Origin of the sequence: Actinomadura meridiana, assembly GCF_039537545.1 — a bacterium.
In the GTDB taxonomy this organism is placed as follows: domain Bacteria; phylum Actinomycetota; class Actinomycetes; order Streptosporangiales; family Streptosporangiaceae; genus Spirillospora; species Spirillospora meridiana.
In genome coordinates, this window is record NZ_BAABAS010000018.1 from 123,176 (window position 1) to 142,808 (window position 19,633).

Below are 19,633 nucleotides of genomic sequence, written 5' to 3' on the forward strand. Positions count from 1 at the left end.
GGACAGGCTTCAGCGATCAGCCCCGGCCACGCCCGGAGGCGGCGCGGCCGTCCGGTGGGAAGGGCCGCGAGCCCGCCACCACCGCCGACAGCACCACCACCACGGCCGACCCGCCGACCAGGTTGATCCCGGCCGTCGCGAGCGCCGCGTCGAACGGGCCGTTCAGGGTCAGCGGCAGGATCGTCAGCAGCGCGACGGCGATGGCGCCGATCCACGCGAACGCCCGGACGGGACGCGCCGACGACGCCAGGATCAGGTGCATCAGCGCCGTCGCCTGGATCGTTCCGGCGATCGCGCACAGCGCATAGCTCGTCGCGGCCGGGACGGTGGCGCTGTGGTCGCCCGCGAACACCGGGACCTCGATCCCGAACATCGTGCGGAGCGCGACCACGGCGGCGAACGCCAGGATGCCCCCGCCGAGTGCGGCGGAGATCCCCGTCCACCACAACGGCCGCAGCGGCGGCCCCGAGCCGGTGGAGATCTGCTCGTGCAGGGCGACGAAGTCCTCGTAGCGTCTGACCGGAGCCTCCAGGGGGCGCCGACGCGCCGTGGAGGGACACCGGAACGACCGTTCCCAGGGCCGTGGCGCAGGGCGGCCGGCGGCGCGCCTGCCGTGCAGGCCACCGGAGTACCGCCCGAATGACGAATCGGGCATGTCCCCTCCCCCGTGCGAACGTTAGAGGTGGTACCCGGCACCCACGGGGAGAACTCCCATAAGCGCACCATTTTGCAGATGTTTGGCCGCGTTCCGTGACAAGCGACCCCCGAACGCGACGATCCCCGGGGGCCGCGGCCCCCGGGGATCTGGACGGTCACACCCCGATCAGACCTGCCCGACCTTCTCCAGCGCCGCGCAGCAGGTGCCCGTGATCAGACGGGTCACCACGTACGGGTCGACGTTGGCGTTCGGACGGCGGTCCTCGATGTAGCCCTGCTTCTCCACCTCGACCTGCCACGGGATCCGCACCGACGCGCCCCGGTCGGACACGCCGTAGCTGAACTCACTCCACGGCGACGTCTCGTGCATGCCGGTCAGCCGCCGCTCGATGTCGGCGCCGTATCCGGCCACGTGCTCCTGCACCTTCTCGGCGAGCGCCTCGCACGCCGTGATGATCGGGTCGTAGCCCTCACGCATGGCCTTGGTCGAGAAGTTCGTGTGGGCGCCCGCGCCGTTCCAGTCGCCCTCCACCGGCTTCGGGTCGAGCGTGGCGGACACGTCATGGTTCTCCGCGATGCGGTACAGCAGCCACCGGGCGACCCACATGTGGTCGGCGACCTCGACCGGGCCCGCCGGGCCGATCTGGAACTCCCACTGTCCCGGCATGACCTCGGCGTTGATGCCGGAGATCTTCAGGCCCGCCGCCAGGCAGGCGTCCAGGTGCTCCTCGACGATGTCGCGTCCGAACACCTCGTCGGAGCCGACGCCGCAGTAGTAGAAGCCCTGCGGCGCGGGGTAGCCGCGCTCGGGGAAACCCAGGGGCCGCCCGTCCTTGAAGAATGTGTACTCCTGCTCGATCCCGTACCAGGAGTCCTGCGCCTCGAACCGCTCGGCGACGGGACGCAGCAGGGCCCGCGTGTTGGTCTCGTGGGGCGTCCCGTCCACGAGGTAGACCTCGCAGAGCACCAGCTTGTGGTCGCCGCCGCGGATCGGGTCCGGGCAGGAGAACACCGGCTTGAGGACGCAGTCGGAGTGGTCGCCGGGCGCCTGGTTCGTGCTGGACCCGTCGAAGCCCCAGTCCGGCGGCGCGGCGCCGTCGGCCAGGATCCTCGTCTTCGACCGCAGCCGCGCGGTCGGCTCGGTGCCGTCGATCCAGATGTACTCGGCCTTGTAGCTCAACGTCGGTCCCTTCAGGCGGTGCTCGGGCACGACACAACCTGCCAATCAGGCATTTCGGACTTGTTGCCCATATGTGAACACCATGTAAACCCGTCCACACCCACCCCCGCGCCCTCGGCAACCCGCATACTCCGCCACCCCCCAAAGAACCCCTGGACTTTTTACCTTTCTTACACCGCCGTAATGATCTTCCCGGTTCAAAATAAGCGAGGAATTCTTCTGCCGCGCACGCGGCAACTCCGAGCAGAAACGAGGGAAAAGGATGAGGCGGACTATTTCGGCCTCGCTCGGCACGGTCGTCGCGCTCGCCGGGCTCGCTGCCTTCGCGCCGTCCAGCCAGGCGGCCCCGACCGGACGCACCCACGTCGTCTGGCCGGGCCACTCGATCCAGGCGGCCGTCAACCGGGCCAGACCAGGCGACACCATCCGGCTCAAGAAGGGCCATTACTACGGCGACGTCCTCGTCCGGAAACGCCTCACCATCCGCGGCGAGGGCAACGACACGGTCATCCGCCCTGGCCACCGCGCGCACTGCGCCGACGGCCTGGGCATCTGCGTGATCGGCCAGGCCAACCGCCCGGTCAAGGACGTCACGATCCGGAACCTGAGCGTCCAGGACTTCAGCGGCACCGGCGTGTACGGCATCTACACCGACCGCCTCCAGGTACTGGCCGTCGTGGCCAAGAACAACGGCGAGTACGGCATCGCGGAATACCGCTCCACCCGCGGCCGCTTCCAATGGAACTGGACGCTCGACAACGCCGACGACGCGGGCCTTTACGTCGGCGACATCGCCAACGCGCGCGGCACCGAAGTCGCCGACAACCATTCTTCCGGAAACACGCTGGGCGTCCTCGTCCGGCACGCCCACCACGTCATGGTCCACAACAACGAGGTCACCGGCAACTGCACCGGAATCGCCCTCGTCGACGACGGACAGAAGGGCGGACAGGGCCACAACAAGGTCTGGAAGAACAAGGTCCTCAAGAACAACCGCCACTGCGCGGCCCACGAGCAGGTCCCGGCGCTCCACGGCACCGGCATCCTGCTCTTCGGCGGCGAGCGCAACGAGATCGTCAAGAACACCGTGCGGGACAACCGCGGCAAACTGCCCTACTCCGGCGGCATCGTCCTCTTCCCGGGCGTGTCCCCCGGCGGCCCCGCCCGGCACAACCTGATCAAGTCCAACATCGCCTGCGACAACGCGCGCTACGACCTGCTCGACAAGAGCGGCAGCAGGACGAACCGCTTCCGCCACAACACCTGCGAGACCTCGAAGCCCAAGAAGCTCTGCCACGGGTGAAGCCAGGTACGCCCCGTCCCCAGGACGGGGCGTACCCCACCGATGAGTTCGCGGACTCCCCGGAGTCCACACACAAAAGCGAACCTCGGAGGAACCATGACCCCACTACCACCAGTAGTCGACGCCGCCACCTGGCAACGCCACCTGGACGCCCTACGCACCCGCGAGAAGGCCGCGACCCGCGAACTGGACGCGATAGCCGCCCAACGCCGCCGCCTCCCCATGGTCGAACTGCCCGACTACACCCTCGAAGGCGAGGAGGGCCCCGTCCGCCTGGCCGACATCTTCGGCAGCCGATCCCAACTCATCGTCTACAACCACATGTGGTTCCCGGGCGAAACCTGGCAGTGCCCAGGATGCACCGGCTTCACGTCCCAGTTCACCCGCCTGGACTTCCTCGAACCCTACGACGCCAGATTCGTCATAGTCACCCAGGGCCCCATCGACGAGGCCCTCGCCTACAAACACCGCGTAGGCAACAAGATGACCTGGTACTCCCCCACCTACACCCGCTGGCCAGACGCCCAGTCCATAGCCCAAACCTACGGCCCCTAGCCCTCGAACGGCCCGGGCACCCACCCACGTAGCAAAGCCCCCGAGGAGCCCCATGCCCAGAAACGCCACCCAAGAAATATGGGACCCCCAAGGCACACTTCGCCGAGCCCTATGGATCAGCGGCGGCCAATGGGCGGGCAAGTCCACCGTAGCCCGCCTACTGGCGTTCCAATACGGCCTGACCACCTACAACTACGACTACCACGACGCCCGCGCCCACAACGACCGCCGAATCGCCCACCGCGTCAACCTCAACCAACCCCCCACCGCCCCAGACCCCGACGAGACCTGGGTGAACACAACCCCAGAGGAAATGGCCACCGAAACCCTCGCCAACTTCCCCACCCGCTTCGAGTGGGCCCTGGACGACCTACGCGCCCTGACCTCCGGCCGCCCCATCCTCGCCGAAGGCTGGGGCCTCCGCCCCGAACTGGTAGCCCCGATCATCGACTCCCCCCGCCAAATGATCGTCATGGTGCCAACCCCAGAGTTCCGCGACCACCAACTCCAAACCCTCCCCCGAGCCGCCACCGTCAGCCACAAGGTCAGCAACCCTGACCAAGCCCAACACAACCGCCTAGAACGAGACCGCCTGGTAGCCGCCGACGCCGTCCGCTCCGCGCGCAACCTCGGCATCCGCGTAATCGAAATCGACGGCTCCCAAGACGCCCCCACCATCGCCGCCAAAGTCGCCGACCACTTCGCCCCCCACCTCCCACCCCCAGACCCCCACATTCCGTAACCACCAACCCAAACAGCCGTGGCCGGGGCGGGCCGGCCCATCAGCTGTAAGCGCCTTTCCAGTACTCCTCGTGACTAACGGCGAAGTCATCGGGCCGCGCCTCGCGCAGCTCGTCGTACCGCATGTAGAGGTAACGCGTGGCTTCCGACAATCCACACTCATAGGTAGCCATGATCAACTTGACCGCCACGAGGATCTGCCCCTCCAGAATGTGGCGATCAACCGGCCCCGGCTCAGCGCTCATCAACACATCGTGGCAGGCGGAAAGACGCTAACCAAGGCAGTTTCACCCAGCGACACACCTCACAACCACCGACGACCCGGTGCAAGGATGCGCAGCCCAGTATTCGTTAACCATCGGCAGCGGCTAAGGCCAACTCACGTCCGGGATGTCTGCATGCGAGTGGGAGTCCAGCCCGGAAAGACGGTGTGCACCCTCATGACGCCGAAGGAGTTGCTCCCAGGTGTTGATCTCGGGATACCACCCGGTGAGATAGTGCGGAGCAACGCCGTGTACCTCGACGAGATGGTCGTGTAGGGCCGCAATGCTTCGAGAATCGGTACAGCGGGTGGACGTATGGAAGGGCCACTTGGGCCGTCCGCCGATACAGCGCATTCAGTGCGCCATGCGCGCCTCAGGCGTAGTGGACATGGCCCTACTTTACGACGGCGCCATACCCTAGTGGCGGCAGGTTGAGATACGACTGGCTGGACGTAGCAGTACGCGTACCCGTCCGATGGCCAGCGCCCACCTCGCGCTCCACAGCTGGCGTCGGCGCGGGGCCAGGTCAACCACCAGAGCGCCGCCTCTTCTCCCATCGAAGCCGGGGCGGTCATCGTCCAGCAAACGCAAGCTGAGTTGGCCACGACGGGACGCCAGGAACCACTAAGGACCAGGCACTCGCCGCCACGGCCTCAAACCCCAGACCGGGCTCACCCAGGTCCCCGCAATGCCCACGGGGGAACCGAGCGACATGATGGTCACCGGCGCCTCCCAGGGCCGCAGACCCAGCTCACCGCCTGGCTGACGGTTAGTGTGCTGGCCTCGACTCGTCCGGCCGTAAAACAGGCTGTAGGTGTGATCGTCGAGGCCGTCAACAAGTTGGGCTTGTTGGTCGTCCGCCGTGGGGCAGACTGAGAGCGAAGGCGAACACGGCGGGCTTCTGGGGGTTGTGGTGGCATGAGCACATCGCGGAAAACCAGCGTTCAGATCGTGCAGAGCGGCAAGCGTGTCCGGGTCTACATCGGCGGTCACCTGGTGGCCGACACCACCAGACCAGTCCTGGTCTGGGAAAACCCGTACTACCCGGCCTACTACATCCCCGCAGACGACGTGCGGGCCGAACTCATCGAGGACGGACCGGGCGAGCGTTCACCGAGCCGGGGCGACGCAACGACCTACACGGTGAAGGTGGACGGCACACAACGACCAGGCGCCGCAATCCAGTACACCGACTCGCCCATCAAGGAACTTCGCGGACTGGTCCGCCTGAAGTGGGAGGCGATGGACGCCTGGTTCGAGGAGGACGAGGAAGTCTTCGTCCATCCGCGAAGCCCCTACTCACGCGTCGACGCACTCGCCTCATCCCGCAACGTCCGAATCGAGGTAGACGGGGTAACGGTCGCGGAGTCCTCCAGCCCCCATCTGCTCTTCGAGACGGGACTGCCAGTGCGCTATTACCTACCCAAGACCCATGTCCGAATGGACCTGCTCGAACGCACCGACACAGTAACCCGCTGCCCGTACAAGGGAACCGCGGAGTACTGGTCAGTCCAGGCCGACGACAAGGTCCACGAAGACCTAGCGTGGTCGTACCCGGCTCCCCTGGACGAGAGCCGCAAGGTCGCCGGGCTGATCTGCTTCTACAGCGAGAAGGTCGACATCTTCGTCGACGGCGTGCAACAACCCCGCCCAACCAGCCCCTTCTTCACCAACGGCGAGCAACAGGCCCGCCCACCCAGCCCATTCTGATCTCCGCACACCATGGGTCCGCCCGTGCCACCCACGCACCTTCCCGCTTTGTTCTTCCCCCCACAACGGCAGACGATAAAACATCGGGTTAGTGGGCTGTCCAGTGTTCTATGTGAGGTGGCAGACCGCCCCGCACACCGGGCAGAAGGCGCGCTTGGCCGACGAGATAACGTCCAGCTCGCAGCCAGCACATCTACCCTGCTCATACAGTCCAAGATCGGATCCGAAACCACCGTCGTAGTCATCCCGGTCCGGCCAGGCGACAGCCTCGATGAACGGCGGCTCCGTCAAGGACGAATCTCCGTCCAGCGGCAGAGAGATCTCAGCGAGGATCAGCACCGAAGGCATGGCAGTGTCTTCTTCAGCGTGAGCGGGCAGCACACGGCGAAGCACATCGACCAGTTCAGGAAGGCCCAGACGAAGCAGATCCTGCGCCAAGCGTTCACGCTCATCATCGGTGGTCACAAAACCAACCTACTGCCCTCACCAACCCGAAGAAACGCCCCAATCACAAGGTCAAAGACCACGATCCGCAACTGCGGATCATGGCCTCTAACGTGGGTGGGCGCCGACGGGTTCGCGAGCCGCCGACTCCTCGCTTGTAAGGAGCAGTGATCACCTCTGAGTGGCGTTGACCTGGGCCTCGACAGCTCGTCGACGACGGCAAGCGCTATCCGTCCACAGACCTAATGGCACACGCGAATGGCACAGGGCCGCCCCTCCCGCTTGGCCACGCACACCCCGCCTGAGCTTCAGGTCTGCCATCATCCCGCACCCCGCATTGCCGGGCCAGGGCCAGATAGATCCCCGATCAGGACGACGGCAGACGGGAAGCTCAGGCATCCCCAACAATCCAACAACCGTGACGGGCGCGGCCCTGGCTTCCCGGAGTCGGAGCGCCCCCCGCCGGAGGCAAGGAAAAACCTCGGTAATATGGGTGGCCCTGGGATCTAGCCGGGCAGCGCGGACCCAGCAACCGCAGAGAGCTGGCGGACGGCGCGGCGGGGCAGGATGCGCGACCCGGCGCGGCCGTCCGGTGACCGGCGCCCACACCGCACGCTCCGTGTGACCACGCGCGGACCCGCGCCAAAGGCCTGAGCGGCCCCGCCCCTCCACCTCAATCAGCCAAGTTCCGCAACGATCAGTGTGAGGACGCTTTAGCGGATCTCTTCACCATGTTCCAGGTAGTGAGTTGTCTCGTCTTTGCGGGCTGCGTGCCCGTGGAGGATGCGTCGGGCGAGGCGGGTGATGGTCAGATCGTGTGACTGCTCCACCTCGTGGAATTCGTAACCGGTGAGTTCGGATGGGTCCAGCCGGATCTTGGAGACGTACTCAGGTGCGAGAGTTCCGCCGTCGAAGACAAACAGGAGCTTGTCGCCTTCGGTCTGGTTGGGTGCCCAGTCAATAACGAGGAGACGACCGATGGGTGGTGAGATGCCCAGTTCCTCCCGCACTTCCCGGGCCGCTGCCTCTTTCGGGGTCTCGCCGTGCTCGATGTAGCCGCCAGGGATGTCCCGGTACGACTTGTAGGACGGCACAACGAGCATGACGCGGTCTTGCTCGTCGAAGAACAACACCCCGGCGGCTGCGCGCGGGCGGGCAAAGCTCTCTGCTGGGTCTGAGGTCACAGGATGACTCTAGGAGATGGTCAGATGACCTTCATCCTGCGAGCGAGGTCCGCCAGATGCTTGCTCTTCTTACCGAGAACGGTCCCCCTCAGCTTGAGCACGAGTTGGCGGCTCATGACATGTTCGTGTACCTGCTCCGGCGCTCGTCGTTCGGAGTTGAGTAGGACCTTGATCGCTTCGGCGACCTGATTGCGCGCGTGGTAGGCGTTCACGACTTCCAAGGAGTGCCGCACCCTCCGCTCAGCAGGCAGGCCGGTGACATCGATGGTCGGGATGAGTTTGAGTGCTATCGGCACATCTCCTAGTGCCATCGCGGTCACAACTCGATGGATCTTGACGTTGGTCGGGCCGAACGCCGTCCATAGGTGGTTCGCGTCCGCCCCGAGGTGAGTCGCCATCTCATCGGCTTCGTCCAGGTACTCTGCCGCGGTCAGCCGGTCTCCTGCGCGGGCTGCTGCGACAGCCCCAGGTAGTAGCAACGTGCCATATATCGAGACGATCCCCGGTGCCTTCGGATCGAGTTCGCGTCGAAGGAAGTCCGACGCCCTGCCGGTCATCATCGTCGAGTCGGTGAGACGACCTAGGGAGTAGAGAACGTGAATAGCCGAACGAAACAGGGAACCGATCACCGCAGGATCCTCGGAACGTTCTGCCGAGCCAAGCCCCCTCTGGGCGGCGATCCAGGCCAGATCCGTCTCCCCGAACTTGGTGAGGATCATCGCGGCTGATTGGCTGGCAAAGGCTGCCAAGCGGTCAGCCGCGTGTCTGTCGTCACCTGTGTATTCACTCGTCGCGAGACGGGTCTGAGTGAGAAGCGGTGGGAGAAGACGCAGCATTTCCCCGTATCTCGACTCCTGGTACGCCCCCATCACATGGGAGAGATCTCGACGCAACATGTCAAGTCTTGGCGGGTTGTGCTCCGCTTCGATCGCCGAGAGCAACGGCGAGAGCTGACGGTAGTCCGTGAGCGCGGCGCGAACCTCGGCTAAGCCAACGGGGCCGCTGGGCGCGCCGTTCGACATTGGTTCGCCGATGATGTCCAACACTGAGATACCGAGAGCGTCGGCAAGCGACCGGATGACGGAAACCCGGTCAAGCGCGGCCCGATCGTTTTCGATCTTGCTCAGCCAATCCTCGGTGCGGCCGACCAGCCCCGCCAGGACCTCTTGAGACAGGCCGCGTCGTACGCGGTGCCACGCGACTCGTTGTCCCGGTGTCAGGTCCTTGGGTTGGTCGCTCATCGCTCGCTGCATACCCCCTCCGGGACCCCGGATTATTTTTCCGGGTCAGGGCTTCCCTGCCGTTCTAGCCTCCTGACGTGCCAGTTCGCAACAGGTTCGCGGACAGCCACGCCGGGCGGAAACCGGGCTTCACGGGAGGCAACTGGATGATCAAGACGACTTACGACGACACCCAGTCCCTATGCGTTGCATGCATGGGTCGCGGGTGGTCGTGGGTGATGTCTCGAGTCGATCTGTTACCGGTGCGACTTGGTTCTGTGCGTGGTCCGGAGCGGCGCGTGTTGTTCCGGGGCCGCTCGGGCTGACGTGGCCTGACACGAGCTGCGGGTCCGGTGATGCGGTGCGTGTTGCCGATGTCTGGCTTGGCTTGCCCCCTGGCGCCAGCGGACGGAGGTGATGGGAGGGACTCGCATCGCCGGACCCGCGTCCACCCCGTTGAGAGGGCGCGGGCACGTGCGCCTGGAAGGTCGACGTCTGATGATCGAGTTCAAGCCTGATCCTGTGAAGGTGAAGGTGGCGCGGGATCATGTCGCGCGGATCGCTGCCGAGTGGCCGATCGAATCCGATGACGTGGGTCTGGTCACCTCGGAGTTGGTGAGCAACGCCGTCCGGCATGCGGGAACCGACACGATCCAGGTCGACGCCTTCGCCGATGCTGATGAACACGAGGGTGTCTATGTGGTGGAGGTCTGGGACGCCGACCTCCGGCGCCCTGTGTTGTGCCGCCCTTCGGCTGAAGCGCTGGGCGGGCGCGGGCTCTGGGTCGTTGCGCAGGTCGCCGATGGGTGGGGTGTGCGCTACGACCATGACGATGGCGGCAAGGTCGTCTACGCGGAGTGGACGCGATGACGCCCGATGACGTCCTGGTCGACACGTGGTTTCAGCTCGCGGTGGTGCGCGTGTACGGGCCGTGGCTCTCTCGTGGACTCGCCCTGTCGGATGCTGAGCGTGAGTGGGCCGCCGGTCGCGTGCGGCATGCGCGGCTCGTCCTGGCGCAGCGCGAAGTGAAGGCGCCCTCGTCCCGTTACGCCCGTATGGCGTTCAACCCTTTGGAGGAGTGATCGCGATCGTCCATGGCTGGGACTTGGGCCCAGACCAGAGGTTCAGTCGTCAGCGGGTTGAGCAACTGCGGGAGTTCGGCGGGAGGCGTGCCAATGGGTGAGGTCCAAGACCAGTTCGACCTGTTGTCGGCCTGGGCCGAGGGTGTTCGTGATGCCGTGTGTGACGGGGCCATCGACACCTTGACGCTGGCTGAGGCGGCGACCGCGCTGGGCACCCTGACCGATGTCATCGAACATGTGGCGGAACTGGTCGACCTGGTTCGCGAACGCGGTGCGGCGCTTAAGGAGAGCCAGAAGTCGAACAGGAACCGGAAATGGCTCGCTGTGGCAGGAATCGCGCTGCTGGAGGTGGAGTTCACCGGAAACATGCTCATGGTGGCCTACCACCTGTCGTCGCGGGCGCGTCTTGGGCTGATCGAGGCGGCGGACGACGATGAGGCGTGAGCGGTGCACGGGCCGTGGCGTTGTGTGGGTTCGAAGAACGACCGCCAGTTCGCTTCCACGACTTCCGGCACACCAACGACACGTTCGCCGCAAAGCCCGGCACACCCCTCCGTGACCGCATGGAGCGCACGGGGGCATGACAGCGTTCGGCGATGATCTACCTGCATCGGACGGAAGGCGGTGAGCGGGCGACCACCATGGGCGGCATCTTCGGTGACGCCGGTGACGCCGGTGACGCCGGTGACGCCGGTGACGCAACGGTTCAGGACCCCTAGTCACTCACAAGATCAAAGGCCATGATCCGCGACAGCGGATCATGGCCTTTGACGTGGGTGGGCGCGGACGGGTTCGAACCGCCGACTCCTCGCTTGTAAGGCGAGTTTTCATACCCCATCCGGTGACCTGCGAAAACACCCTCCGCGTGGTCTCTTGGGAGCATCAGGATGCCATAAAGCGACGTCTTTTCCCAAGACCTTTGGGGAACGAATATGATCGACTCCGAGATTCGTTCCTCAGGAATCCTGGAGAGCTAAAAGGCGACATCTCTCGGCCAGGTGAGGCGACGTCAGGGCTTATGGCTTCGTCAGGACGGCACGAGACAGCGATCTGACGGCTCGGACCTCAGCCAGCGGTGGGACCCGACCTATGGAGCCCCGATGGCCCGCCGCAGGAGCACCCTGCTGGCCTACATCTCCGAGATCCGACTCGCCCCCACGACCCGTCCCTACAACGTGTTCTCGCCCGACAGAATCGACATCATCTGGCGGTGAGCCGGTACGCCCTCATCCGTGGGATCTTGTACGTCCTGCACTCCCGGCTTCCGTTCCTACCGAGGTAGGTGTTCTCGAGCGTGTATTCGTGGCCCTGGGGGCAGCGGGTCTTCCTCGCGTTGAGGGCGGAGAGGCTGTTGCGCCGCAGGTTGTTGATGCGGTTCGGGACGGGATCGAGATGGTCGGGCCGGACGCAGAGCGTTGTCCTGCACAGGTGGTCGATCGTGAGGCCCTCGGGGATCTCCGCCACCATGTGCTCGTACGCCCAGCGGTGGGCGAGGACGGTGCGCCCCTTCCTCAGTCCGAAGCGTCCGTACTTCCCGCAGGCAGCACCCCGTCCAGAGCCAGCAGCCTTCGGATGACTCGACGACCTTCGCCCAGAAGCGGGTGGCCGGGTCGGTAAGCTTCGCCATGTCGCTGCTCCCAGTAACCAGTGGCCGTGCCCGGGGTGTTCGCGCACCGCCGGGCCTTTCACTGCTTCGGAGCCTTGGGAGCGGATAGGAGAGCATGCCCGACCGGATCGACATCGTGTGGCGGTGACGTTCCCCAGCAAGATGGGGAAAGTCAGGTGCGGCCACTGAGGCGGATCTCTACCGTCGTCCAGGTGACGACTGTTAATCGCGACCAGCTCCTGGCATCAGCGAAGGACTACGCCGACCGGGCGCTCAAGAGCTACACCAACGAGGACAGCAAGGCAGCGCTCACTGACGCGGCGGTGAGCTTGGAGCACTTGAGCAAAGCGGCCTTGTGCAACATCAACCCCGCCTTGTTGGTGGACCTGAGGAAGGGAAACCTCGACCACCTTCTGCACCTCATCGGGGAGGGAGGCAGGGCCAGCGCTGGCAGCATCGCATTCACGGTAAGCGGCGCGGAAGCGATCGAGCGTGTCAAGCAAGTCGTGTCCGGCATCATCGTCCCGCAGGAGCAGATCACCAAGCTCATCCGCCTTCGCAACGGGGTCCTGCATGTCGGGACGTTCCAGCAGCAGGAGTCCCATCAGCTCCTCGCCGCCTACCTCCGGCTAAGCAAGCGCCTCTTCGCGGAACTCGGCGTCGCCGAGGCTGACGTATGGGGTGAGCACCAGGACGTCGTGGATTCGGTGATCTCCGAAACTCTCGACGAGGTCCAGCGGGATGTCCGCCGACGGATAGCCAAAGCCAGGCGCGACGTCGAGAAGCTGAGAGCAAAGATCCCCGAGAGGCAGCGCCCGTTTCTGACGGCCAGGCTTCAGTCGGAGGCCCTTACCAAGCTCCCACGTTCGACGATACAGGGCTTGCACTCCGTCATGACCACATGCCCATCCTGCGGGGACGAGGGAGCTTCCAGTCTGGGCCACGTCGAGTTGACCGCCGTGGCGGAGGTGGGCACCGACAACTTCGAGCAACTGTGGGCCATGATCGTGGAGTTCTTCGTCTGCGGGGTGTGCGACCTGCACCTGCAAGGGCGAGACGAACTCGATGCTGCCGAACTTCTCACCTTCATCGAGATGCCCGACTACGAGCCGGACTTCGACGACTACATCGACGACGATGATTCCTGGACGATCGACTAGCCCAACTTCGCCAGGTCCCGCTTCACCCGCACCCCGAGGGCCCGCTGGTACGCCGACAGCTTGGGCATGGCCGCGAGCTGCTTACGCACCCAGCGGGCCTTCAGCACGTAGTAGAGGGTCTCCCGGTCGCCGACGGGGGACGAAGCGCCCGCCGAGGACCCGCAGGCACTCGTCCCCGTACTCCTGGACGACCTCGCCGGCCCGCTCGCTCCAGACCCGGACGCCGCCGGGGAAAGTCAGGATCATGCTCACATTGGTCACTTCCTTCATCGTCGGGGCGGGGAGCAAAGTCATAGTGAGTCAGTCTGCGTACGGCGCACTCATATGACTTTGGTGTGGTTTCGAGGTGACTACGGGCCTCGAAGCTGGCGGTCACCGGGCGTTGGGGTCAGGCGGCCTCGCGGACGCCCGCGAGCTTGGCGGAGCAATAGCGCGGGGTGCCCACCTCATGGACGTGCCAGCACCCGCACCAGCCGCAGGAAGCGGCCGAGTACGTGCCAGGGCGCACCCCGAAATACTTGGGAGCCATGCGAACGTACCGCCGGGCCATGGGCCCGGTGTAGCGCGTGAGCAGCGCGAGCTTCATGCCGCCAGCCTCCACCAGCCCCGGTCGAACCCGGAATGCTCGTCGCGGTGGATCTCCACCAGTGTGTGGACGTGCTCCCGGACGCCCTCGGCGGTGCTCAGGTCGGGCTTGACCAGGTGCGGGTACTCGGCCGCGTCGGCGAACAGGGCGGGGGCGGTCTGCCAGGCGTGGTCCCTGCGGTAGTAGCGGGCCTTGCGGATCTTGACGATGCGCCCCTCTGCCTCCAGCTCCACTAGCGAGTCCGCGTACTGGCTGGCCGACATGGGCTTGCGACCGTCCCGCAGGTGCCGGTTGACGTAGGAGACGCCGTCGTAGCGGTTGGGGCCTGTGCTCGGGCTCGTCAGGGCCGCCGAAGGACGCCTGGCGGGCCAGGGAGGTCAGGTGCATCTGGGCGGTGAAGACCGCGTCCAGGCGCTCCGCCTTGGACCAGCGCGGGCCGACGTGGACGCACCGGTCGGGGGCGGCCCCGGCGAAGTTGCGCTTCACGACCTTGGTCCCGCAGACGCAGATCTCGGCCTCGGCCTCCGGCAGGAGGCGGTCCCGCAGCACCTCGTAGACGCCGTCTACCTCGGCCATCACCCACTCGGCGTTGGACAGGTACTCCCGGATCTCCCCGGTGGGGTCCTGGGCCTTCAGCCACTCGGCGTGCGGGCTGGTCTTGATGCCGTCCGCCCGCAGGGACGCGATGCGCGTGAAGACGGCCTGCGCGCCCTCGGGGACGCGTTCCTTCCAGTCCCGGGACCAGCGGTCGGGGTCGTTCTCGGCCTTGATCTTCTTCGCGATCGCCTCGGGGTCGTCCAGGACCTCGCAGCGAGGGACGCCCATGGGCTTGGTAAGTGCATCGAGCCTGGTCAGGAGCGTTTCCGGCAGCCTTTCTCGGAGGTCTCCAGGCTCGGCGGCCGTGAAGAGGTTGCTGCCGGAAACCTCTGTGACCTGTGAAGACTCGTATTTGCGGACAGCGCCCCGGTAGTGCCGCTGGAAGTCCCGCTCGGTGAACGGCCAGGAGGGGTCCTCGATCTCGTCCGCCAGCTCCTGCCACAGCTCCCGGACCTCGGCCTCGTCTAGACCGGAGAAGACCCACCCGTAGGTGGAGCGGGCCAGGTGGTCGTCGTCGCTGTGGCCGTCCCCTCGGTACGCACCGGGGCGGGAGGAGCCGGTGGCCTGACGCTTGGCCTTCAGGACGGACTCCACCTCCTCCTCGGTGACGACCAGGATGTCCCCGTCCGCCCGCCCGTACCGGTCCCCCGAGTAGTGCAGGCTGCCCGCTGCGGCCACGAAGCCAGCCGACTTGATGTCCCCGCCCTGGATGGGGCCCTGCACCGGCCACTTCTCGCGCGGGACGTGGCGGTAGTCCAGGTAGATGTGGCCGCCCTGGCCTCGGCGGGTGTAGGCCAGCTCCAGCGGGAGGTCGTCTCCCAGGTCCGACTCGGCGTACGCCTCGGGGTCGTCCACGTCGATGACGACCAGGCCCGACTCGAGTGAGCACACCACGCCGACCTGGAGGGCCTCCACCGGCTCGTCGATCGGGTAGGGGATGACCTTCACGCCGGGGGTGTCGATGGTGGTCTCGATGCCGTAGGAGTACTCGGTGAAGGCCCCGTAGACCGAGGGCTTCTTCGACCACTTGCCGGTGCCCCGCCGGACGCCGTAGCTGGCGAGCACGGGGTCGGGGTCCAGGACCGTCTCCTCGACGTTCTGGAACGGAATCAGGGTGAGCTTCAGCGGCTCGTCGGTCTGGCCACCGTTGTCAGCCAGAGTGAGCAGGTCACCGCTCTGCGATATAGTCAACATAGTTGACCTTTCAATCTCGGTGGAGAGCGGCCTGGCTGGGGAGCCTAAGGGGCCGCTCTTCGCGTTTACGTTCTCCACCCCTTCAGTGATGCCGCACGGGATGGCACAGCGACCCGAGCAAACTTCTCGCCGAAGTTTCAGGCGGCCCGGCGGGCGGACCAATGAAACGCCCAGCGGTGCTGGATCCGGCCGCCCTCACTCGTCATCGAGAAGGCCGCGAAACCCGCCCCCCTCAACTCACCCAAGGCTCGGCGCGCGGTGTGGAACGGCATGCCGGTGGCCTCGGCCAACTCATTGGCGTACAGGCAGCCGCGGTCGCTCTCCTCACGCGATAGTGCAAACACCAGCGCAGTGAGCGCCCGGGGGTGAGCCCACAGGAGAACAGCTCATCGGGCAGCTCGAATCGGGTGTGCATGGCACTCCTCTTCGTGGCCGGCTATGCGGCGCGACCATTTACCCAGGCAACCATCAAGCTCGACAAATCCAGCACGAGCATTGTTCATAGGGTTCCTGAGGAAGAAGGCAGTTGCGAGACCGAATCGATACCCAGACGGACACCGACTCTCCATCACGTCCGTTGTTTGAGACATTTAAAAATCTCGACGGGTGTCACCTGACCGTGCCTCATACGGGGGTCCAGGAGGACGGTCCGTCCTCTCGACAGAGTCCGTCCTGAGGCAAGCGCACAGGACAGCGGCCGGATACGGAGAGCCGTACGAGCAGCAGGGGCAAGGACTGGCAGCGGCTTCGTCCTCTCTTATCGGCCCGCCTTTGGCGGCCTCAGCGTGGGTACGGAGACGCGGCCGTCGCAGTGAGGACAGGCCGCGCAACCGGAGTACGGCGACCACGGTGAACGCCGACCTATGCGAGTGGCTCCCTGTGGTCTCCACAGGCCAGACCGTCCGGTGAGATCCTTGGCGTCATGCCCCTCGAAGACGACGCCGAGGACGACCTCGACCGCGTACTGGGCCAGACCCATCACCTGCTGGGCGAGGCCGGGGACGAACTCGCCCAGCAGCTCGTACTCCAGGCCAAACTGTCCCTTCGCCGGGACGGCGGGTACTTTCATCCGTACCCCGGCGATAACTGGACCGACGCCTCCTACGAGGCCGTCCTCCACGTACCCCGTCGCTCGGAGGACGAGTACACACAGGAGTTGATCAAACGGATCTGGGCCGAGTTGGAGAGGGTACTCAAGCGGCACGAACGGCAAGACGTCCTCAGCATGGTCATCGAGCCCATGCTGGAGCCTCTGCCATCGGTAGCCCCGGACTGGCGCAACAATGCCCTCCAGGAGATCACGGCACCTGCGACGAACCAAGCCCGGCGAGAACGAGCGGACGGCGGATACCCCACCCGGGACGGACTGACCTTCACCAGCCGCGCCGAGGTCGTCGTCTACGAGCTGCTCGTGGACATCCAACGGAAGTGTCCGCCGGAGAAGGCGTTGGCCATCCTGCCTCTCCCCGGCGCGAAACTTCGAGATGCCGGCGTCCGTAGCCCGGACTTCGTCGTAATCGGGAACGGGCGAGCACTCGTCATCGAGGTGGATGGCCCCCACCACTACGGGGCCACGCGCAAGGCCGACGACGCCGACCGCGACCGGCATTGGGACCGCTGCGGGGTCCGCACCATCCGGATCGGCACCCACCACGTGGACCATCCTGAAGCCCTCCACAGCCTCCTCCAAGAGGAGCTGAGACGGTGGCTGTTCCCAGTGCGATGATCTAGTCGCCGTGTAGAGCTGGTTTCCGTTGGTCGAGTCGTCCATCGATCCGTGCGTTATCCACCGGGCGGTGGTCCACATTGAGATCGTCCGGGCCCGGCCGCCAGCCTGCGTGTCACGGTCGAGGGCACCGCCAGGGCGGTCACGCACCTCATCGATGCAGGCCACCGACGCCTTTCTGGAGGACGCGGAGCGATGAGCGTGCAGGACCCCCGGCTCGTCCCGCTGACGTTTCGGGAGGCGTACCAGGCCGCACGGCTCAGCCCCCGGACGGTCCGCCTACTGGATCGCCCGGGGCTGACTGACGCCCATCATGATCGGCTCGGACGGCTAGTACCGCTACACCGAGCAGGCCGTCTTCAGGCCGAGGCGAAAGCCCGTGGAAACGCGGCGTGACCTGCGTACCCGCGTTGCACATACTGTGATCAACATGCTGGTTCTGCCACTGAACCAATGCCCCCGCTGGAGCTGTCCCATCGTGAGGCTGTCGCCACCGAGAATGTTGCGGTGCGCACCGGGATCCATCCGCCCAGTTCATGGCTCTAGCTCAACCATCTCACGGCGGATATCCAGGTGCTCAGGGACCTGGTCAGCTCTACCCTCGGCAACGTGGGCTGGAACGAGAGTACGGGCACCGCCAGCAGAGCCTTCGAGGCGTGGAAGGCAACCGATACTGAGATCAGGGCGTTCGCCAAGCTGGCACTGGGTTGGGCCAATCGAGGGTTCGACGAATACTGGGCTGCGGCTGGCGAGACCGCGAACCGCAACTTCAATCCTGAAGATTCCAGCGGCTATGAGCAGGCCGACGCGTTCCATCACGCTGTGGATGGGCTCTGGCCGGATGAGTTTGAGTGGATCGTCCGTGGCACCGTGATCAGGGAAGCGGTGACGTTCTTCGAAGTCTACCTGGAGCAGGCCGGACAGGAGGCTCTCGATAGGTACTGGTGGACGGACAAAGCGGGACAGAAACACCGGATGCGCCTCCACACGGAGGGGGCCCAGCGAAGCCCGGGGTGGAGCACACTCGTCCGCTTCCACAAAGAACTCGGCAACAACGTTGAGACCGACCGGGTGAGGTTCGTCCGAGACCTCCGTCATCTGTTGACCCATCAGCGCGGCGAACTCCGGACTGAGGAGCAGCGGGTACGCTTCGCCGACGATCACGTGGTCGCCTATGCCAAGGATCCGAGTAAGCACGCCGACATCTGGGACGAGGCATCGGTGGGAGGCCAGGTTCAGCTCCGCCACGAACGTGTGATGGCCATCCTGGACGACCTTGGAGCCGTCGTACGTGCTGCCGACCCCGTGATCTGGTCGATCCGATGGGACACGGGCGCGCTGCCGGACGTTGACACCCTCAAGTCCCACAAGCTCATCGACATGATCCCGGTGTAACCGTTCTCCTGATTGAGCGCATCTCGCGGCTCACCTGTTCAGGCGGCCTCGTCCTCGGACAGCTTGTAGTCGATGAGAGCCGCTTGCAGCCGGCCCATCTCCCAGGTGATGTCGATGACCGGGGGCATCATCTCGCCGAAGTTCCTGTCCCACCACGCCTGCATGCTCGCCTGTTGCACCTCGGGGATGATCAGGAACTCGACGTCGCCGACGAAAAACTCCAGGTCTCCGAGGACCCGCCACTCGCGCTCCCACTCGAACTCATAGCGGCCCCCGTCCCAGGCACCGGTCTTGTCGATGAACGGAGTGAGCTTCCAGAGGGGATCCTCCGGATCAACCCCGCCGCACATCGCCTGACGGACCGTCTGGAAGACGGCCTCGGCCAAGTCCGAGTCGCGATGCGTATACCACACGGGGCCGCCATTACGACAGCGGATGTAGGACTTGAGGAACCCCAACCCCCACTCGCCATGCCGCTCGACCAACCGGTCCAGCCGATCCAGGGGGATCTCACTTAGGCAGGCCGCCTGCTGCGAGTCCCCGAGTCCAGCCACGTTCGTCGCTGCCCCGAACGCCTTCATCGCCTTGATCGCACGCTGCCGGAGGATCGCATTCATCGCGAATTCGTCCGTCAGATGCACCAAGTACTCGGACATGTCCCGCCAGTCCGGATAACCCGCGTAACCGAGCACCTCAGCTCCTTCTTCAAACCGGTCGATCGACCGGACGACCCACTTCCCTCGCGCGTACGGAGGCGGCCATGGCAGGACCGCCAGTCACCCAACGGGAGCGGGAGCAGACGCGTGCGATGCGCGCGGAGGGTATGAGCCGTAACGCTATCGCGCGGGAGATCAGCAGGAGCGTGGATACCGTCAGCAGACACTGCGAAGACATGGGCCTGTCTCTCGACCGCGACGCCATCGCAGCAGCGACGCAGGCAGCCTCGATCAAGGCCAAGGCTCGCATGGTTTCGTCCGCGTCTAGCGGCAACGTTTGTCGATGAGTTTGAGCAACACCCCTGATCGTCGGG

General features: G+C 65.5%; 25 protein-coding genes and 1 tRNA gene. 14 read left to right on the plus strand and 12 right to left on the minus strand.

Features of this window, described 5'->3' with window-relative positions; translation table 11 throughout:
- Positions 1 to 16: 16 nt before the first annotated feature.
- Together ABD808_RS24760 and glnII are read right to left on the minus strand one after the other, a co-directional pair.
- The gene (locus ABD808_RS24760) at positions 17 to 655 is read right to left on the minus strand and encodes a hypothetical protein (RefSeq protein ID WP_344900726.1); all 639 of its coding nucleotides are present in this window, start codon (positions 653 to 655) and stop codon (positions 17 to 19) included.
- Between the two features lie 168 nt (positions 656 to 823).
- A complete protein-coding gene (glnII, locus tag ABD808_RS24765; RefSeq protein WP_344900728.1) occupies positions 824 to 1,867 on the minus strand; it encodes a glutamine synthetase GlnII in 1,044 nt (347 codons plus the stop codon).
- A 232-nt stretch (positions 1,868 to 2,099) separates the two neighbouring features.
- Here glnII and ABD808_RS24770 point away from each other — a divergent pair, with 232 nt between their 5' ends.
- From ABD808_RS24770 to ABD808_RS24780, 3 genes are all read left to right on the plus strand, one after another.
- Entirely contained in the window at positions 2,100 to 3,140 is a 1,041-nt protein-coding gene (locus tag ABD808_RS24770) for a right-handed parallel beta-helix repeat-containing protein (protein ID WP_344900730.1), read from the plus strand.
- Between the two features lie 96 nt (positions 3,141 to 3,236).
- A complete protein-coding gene (locus ABD808_RS24775; RefSeq protein WP_344900732.1) occupies positions 3,237 to 3,695 on the plus strand; it encodes a DUF899 family protein in 459 nt (152 codons plus the stop codon).
- A 52-nt stretch (positions 3,696 to 3,747) separates the two neighbouring features.
- Positions 3,748 to 4,437: a hypothetical protein gene (locus tag ABD808_RS24780; protein ID WP_344900734.1), complete on the plus strand. Its 690-nt coding sequence runs from the start codon at positions 3,748 to 3,750 to the stop codon at positions 4,435 to 4,437.
- Positions 4,438 to 4,477: 40 nt separating this feature from the next.
- Here ABD808_RS24780 and ABD808_RS24785 read toward each other — a convergent pair whose 3' ends face one another.
- A complete protein-coding gene (locus tag ABD808_RS24785) occupies positions 4,478 to 4,681 on the minus strand; it encodes a hypothetical protein (RefSeq protein ID WP_344900736.1) in 204 nt (67 codons plus the stop codon).
- A 153-nt stretch (positions 4,682 to 4,834) separates the two neighbouring features.
- Between ABD808_RS24785 and ABD808_RS24790 the strand changes: the two genes are divergently transcribed.
- Positions 4,835 to 4,975 (plus strand): hypothetical protein, encoded by a 141-nt coding sequence (locus ABD808_RS24790; protein WP_344900738.1) that lies wholly within the window; start codon positions 4,835 to 4,837, stop codon positions 4,973 to 4,975.
- A 642-nt stretch (positions 4,976 to 5,617) separates the two neighbouring features.
- Complete coding sequence (locus ABD808_RS24795) at positions 5,618 to 6,409, plus strand: DUF427 domain-containing protein (protein WP_344900740.1); 792 nt, start codon at positions 5,618 to 5,620, stop codon at positions 6,407 to 6,409.
- 108 nt (positions 6,410 to 6,517) lie between these two features.
- Here the strand turns inward: ABD808_RS24795 and ABD808_RS24800 are convergent, their stop codons facing one another.
- The 3 genes from ABD808_RS24800 to ABD808_RS24810 form a co-directional block, all read right to left on the minus strand.
- On the minus strand, positions 6,518 to 6,874 hold the full coding sequence (locus tag ABD808_RS24800) for a hypothetical protein (protein ID WP_344900742.1): 357 nt from the start codon (positions 6,872 to 6,874) through the stop codon (positions 6,518 to 6,520).
- 692 nt (positions 6,875 to 7,566) lie between these two features.
- Positions 7,567 to 8,037 carry an NUDIX domain-containing protein gene (locus tag ABD808_RS24805; RefSeq protein ID WP_344900744.1) on the minus strand — a complete coding sequence of 157 codons (471 nt, stop codon included), beginning with the start codon at positions 8,035 to 8,037 and terminating at the stop codon, positions 7,567 to 7,569.
- A gap of 20 nt (positions 8,038 to 8,057) precedes the next feature.
- Complete coding sequence (locus tag ABD808_RS24810) at positions 8,058 to 9,278, minus strand: helix-turn-helix domain-containing protein (protein WP_344900746.1); 1,221 nt, start codon at positions 9,276 to 9,278, stop codon at positions 8,058 to 8,060.
- 477 nt (positions 9,279 to 9,755) lie between these two features.
- Here ABD808_RS24810 and ABD808_RS24815 point away from each other — a divergent pair, with 477 nt between their 5' ends.
- The 4 genes from ABD808_RS24815 (at position 9,756) to ABD808_RS24830 (ending at position 11,058) form a co-directional block, all read left to right on the plus strand.
- Positions 9,756 to 10,127 (plus strand): ATP-binding protein, encoded by a 372-nt coding sequence (locus tag ABD808_RS24815; RefSeq protein WP_344900748.1) that lies wholly within the window; start codon positions 9,756 to 9,758, stop codon positions 10,125 to 10,127.
- Positions 10,124 to 10,339 (plus strand): hypothetical protein, encoded by a 216-nt coding sequence (locus tag ABD808_RS24820; protein ID WP_344900750.1) that lies wholly within the window; start codon positions 10,124 to 10,126, stop codon positions 10,337 to 10,339. Before ABD808_RS24815 ends, ABD808_RS24820 begins: the two co-directional genes overlap by 4 nt.
- A 93-nt stretch (positions 10,340 to 10,432) precedes the next feature.
- Complete coding sequence (locus ABD808_RS24825) at positions 10,433 to 10,783, plus strand: hypothetical protein (RefSeq protein WP_344900752.1); 351 nt, start codon at positions 10,433 to 10,435, stop codon at positions 10,781 to 10,783.
- A gap of 152 nt (positions 10,784 to 10,935) precedes the next feature.
- The gene (locus ABD808_RS24830; protein WP_344900754.1) at positions 10,936 to 11,058 is read left to right on the plus strand and encodes a hypothetical protein; all 123 of its coding nucleotides are present in this window, start codon (positions 10,936 to 10,938) and stop codon (positions 11,056 to 11,058) included.
- 58 nt (positions 11,059 to 11,116) lie between these two features.
- Here ABD808_RS24830 and ABD808_RS24835 read toward each other — a convergent pair.
- Together ABD808_RS24835 and ABD808_RS24840 are read right to left on the minus strand one after the other, a co-directional pair.
- Positions 11,117 to 11,199: transfer RNA gene (locus ABD808_RS24835), tRNA-Val, on the minus strand.
- Between the two features lie 340 nt (positions 11,200 to 11,539).
- On the minus strand, positions 11,540 to 12,028 hold the full coding sequence (locus tag ABD808_RS24840) for an HNH endonuclease signature motif containing protein (protein ID WP_344900756.1): 489 nt from the start codon (positions 12,026 to 12,028) through the stop codon (positions 11,540 to 11,542).
- Between the two features lie 129 nt (positions 12,029 to 12,157).
- Between ABD808_RS24840 and ABD808_RS24845 the strand changes: the two genes are divergently transcribed.
- Positions 12,158 to 13,105 (plus strand): hypothetical protein, encoded by a 948-nt coding sequence (locus ABD808_RS24845; protein WP_344900758.1) that lies wholly within the window; start codon positions 12,158 to 12,160, stop codon positions 13,103 to 13,105.
- An 81-nt stretch (positions 13,106 to 13,186) separates the two neighbouring features.
- Here ABD808_RS24845 and ABD808_RS24850 read toward each other — a convergent pair whose 3' ends face one another.
- From ABD808_RS24850 to ABD808_RS24860, 3 genes are all read right to left on the minus strand, one after another.
- Positions 13,187 to 13,351: a hypothetical protein gene (locus ABD808_RS24850; protein ID WP_344900760.1), complete on the minus strand. Its 165-nt coding sequence runs from the start codon at positions 13,349 to 13,351 to the stop codon at positions 13,187 to 13,189.
- Between the two features lie 142 nt (positions 13,352 to 13,493).
- Positions 13,494 to 15,482 carry a bifunctional DNA primase/polymerase gene (locus ABD808_RS24855; protein WP_344900762.1) on the minus strand — a complete coding sequence of 663 codons (1,989 nt, stop codon included), beginning with the start codon at positions 15,480 to 15,482 and terminating at the stop codon, positions 13,494 to 13,496.
- 137 nt (positions 15,483 to 15,619) lie between these two features.
- On the minus strand, positions 15,620 to 15,826 hold the full coding sequence (locus ABD808_RS24860) for a hypothetical protein (RefSeq protein WP_344900764.1): 207 nt from the start codon (positions 15,824 to 15,826) through the stop codon (positions 15,620 to 15,622).
- A gap of 578 nt (positions 15,827 to 16,404) precedes the next feature.
- Here ABD808_RS24860 and ABD808_RS24865 point away from each other — a divergent pair.
- The 3 genes from ABD808_RS24865 to ABD808_RS24875 all read left to right on the plus strand — a co-directional run bounded on the left by ABD808_RS24865 (position 16,405) and on the right by ABD808_RS24875 (position 18,603).
- Positions 16,405 to 17,208 (plus strand): hypothetical protein, encoded by an 804-nt coding sequence (locus ABD808_RS24865; protein ID WP_344900766.1) that lies wholly within the window; start codon positions 16,405 to 16,407, stop codon positions 17,206 to 17,208.
- Positions 17,209 to 17,403: 195 nt separating this feature from the next.
- On the plus strand, positions 17,404 to 17,604 hold the full coding sequence (locus tag ABD808_RS24870) for a hypothetical protein (protein ID WP_344900768.1): 201 nt from the start codon (positions 17,404 to 17,406) through the stop codon (positions 17,602 to 17,604).
- Positions 17,605 to 17,817: 213 nt separating this feature from the next.
- On the plus strand, positions 17,818 to 18,603 hold the full coding sequence (locus ABD808_RS24875; protein WP_344900770.1) for a hypothetical protein: 786 nt from the start codon (positions 17,818 to 17,820) through the stop codon (positions 18,601 to 18,603).
- 38 nt (positions 18,604 to 18,641) lie between these two features.
- On the opposite strand, the gene ABD808_RS24880 is transcribed toward ABD808_RS24875, so the two are convergent.
- The gene (locus tag ABD808_RS24880; RefSeq protein ID WP_344900772.1) at positions 18,642 to 19,295 is read right to left on the minus strand and encodes an abortive infection system antitoxin AbiGi family protein; all 654 of its coding nucleotides are present in this window, start codon (positions 19,293 to 19,295) and stop codon (positions 18,642 to 18,644) included.
- 68 nt (positions 19,296 to 19,363) lie between these two features.
- On the opposite strand from ABD808_RS24880, the gene ABD808_RS38600 reads away from it, so the two are divergent.
- Positions 19,364 to 19,606, plus strand: coding sequence for a helix-turn-helix domain-containing protein (locus ABD808_RS38600; RefSeq protein ID WP_425548977.1), 243 nt, complete (start codon positions 19,364 to 19,366; stop codon positions 19,604 to 19,606).
- Positions 19,607 to 19,633 lie beyond the last annotated feature (27 nt).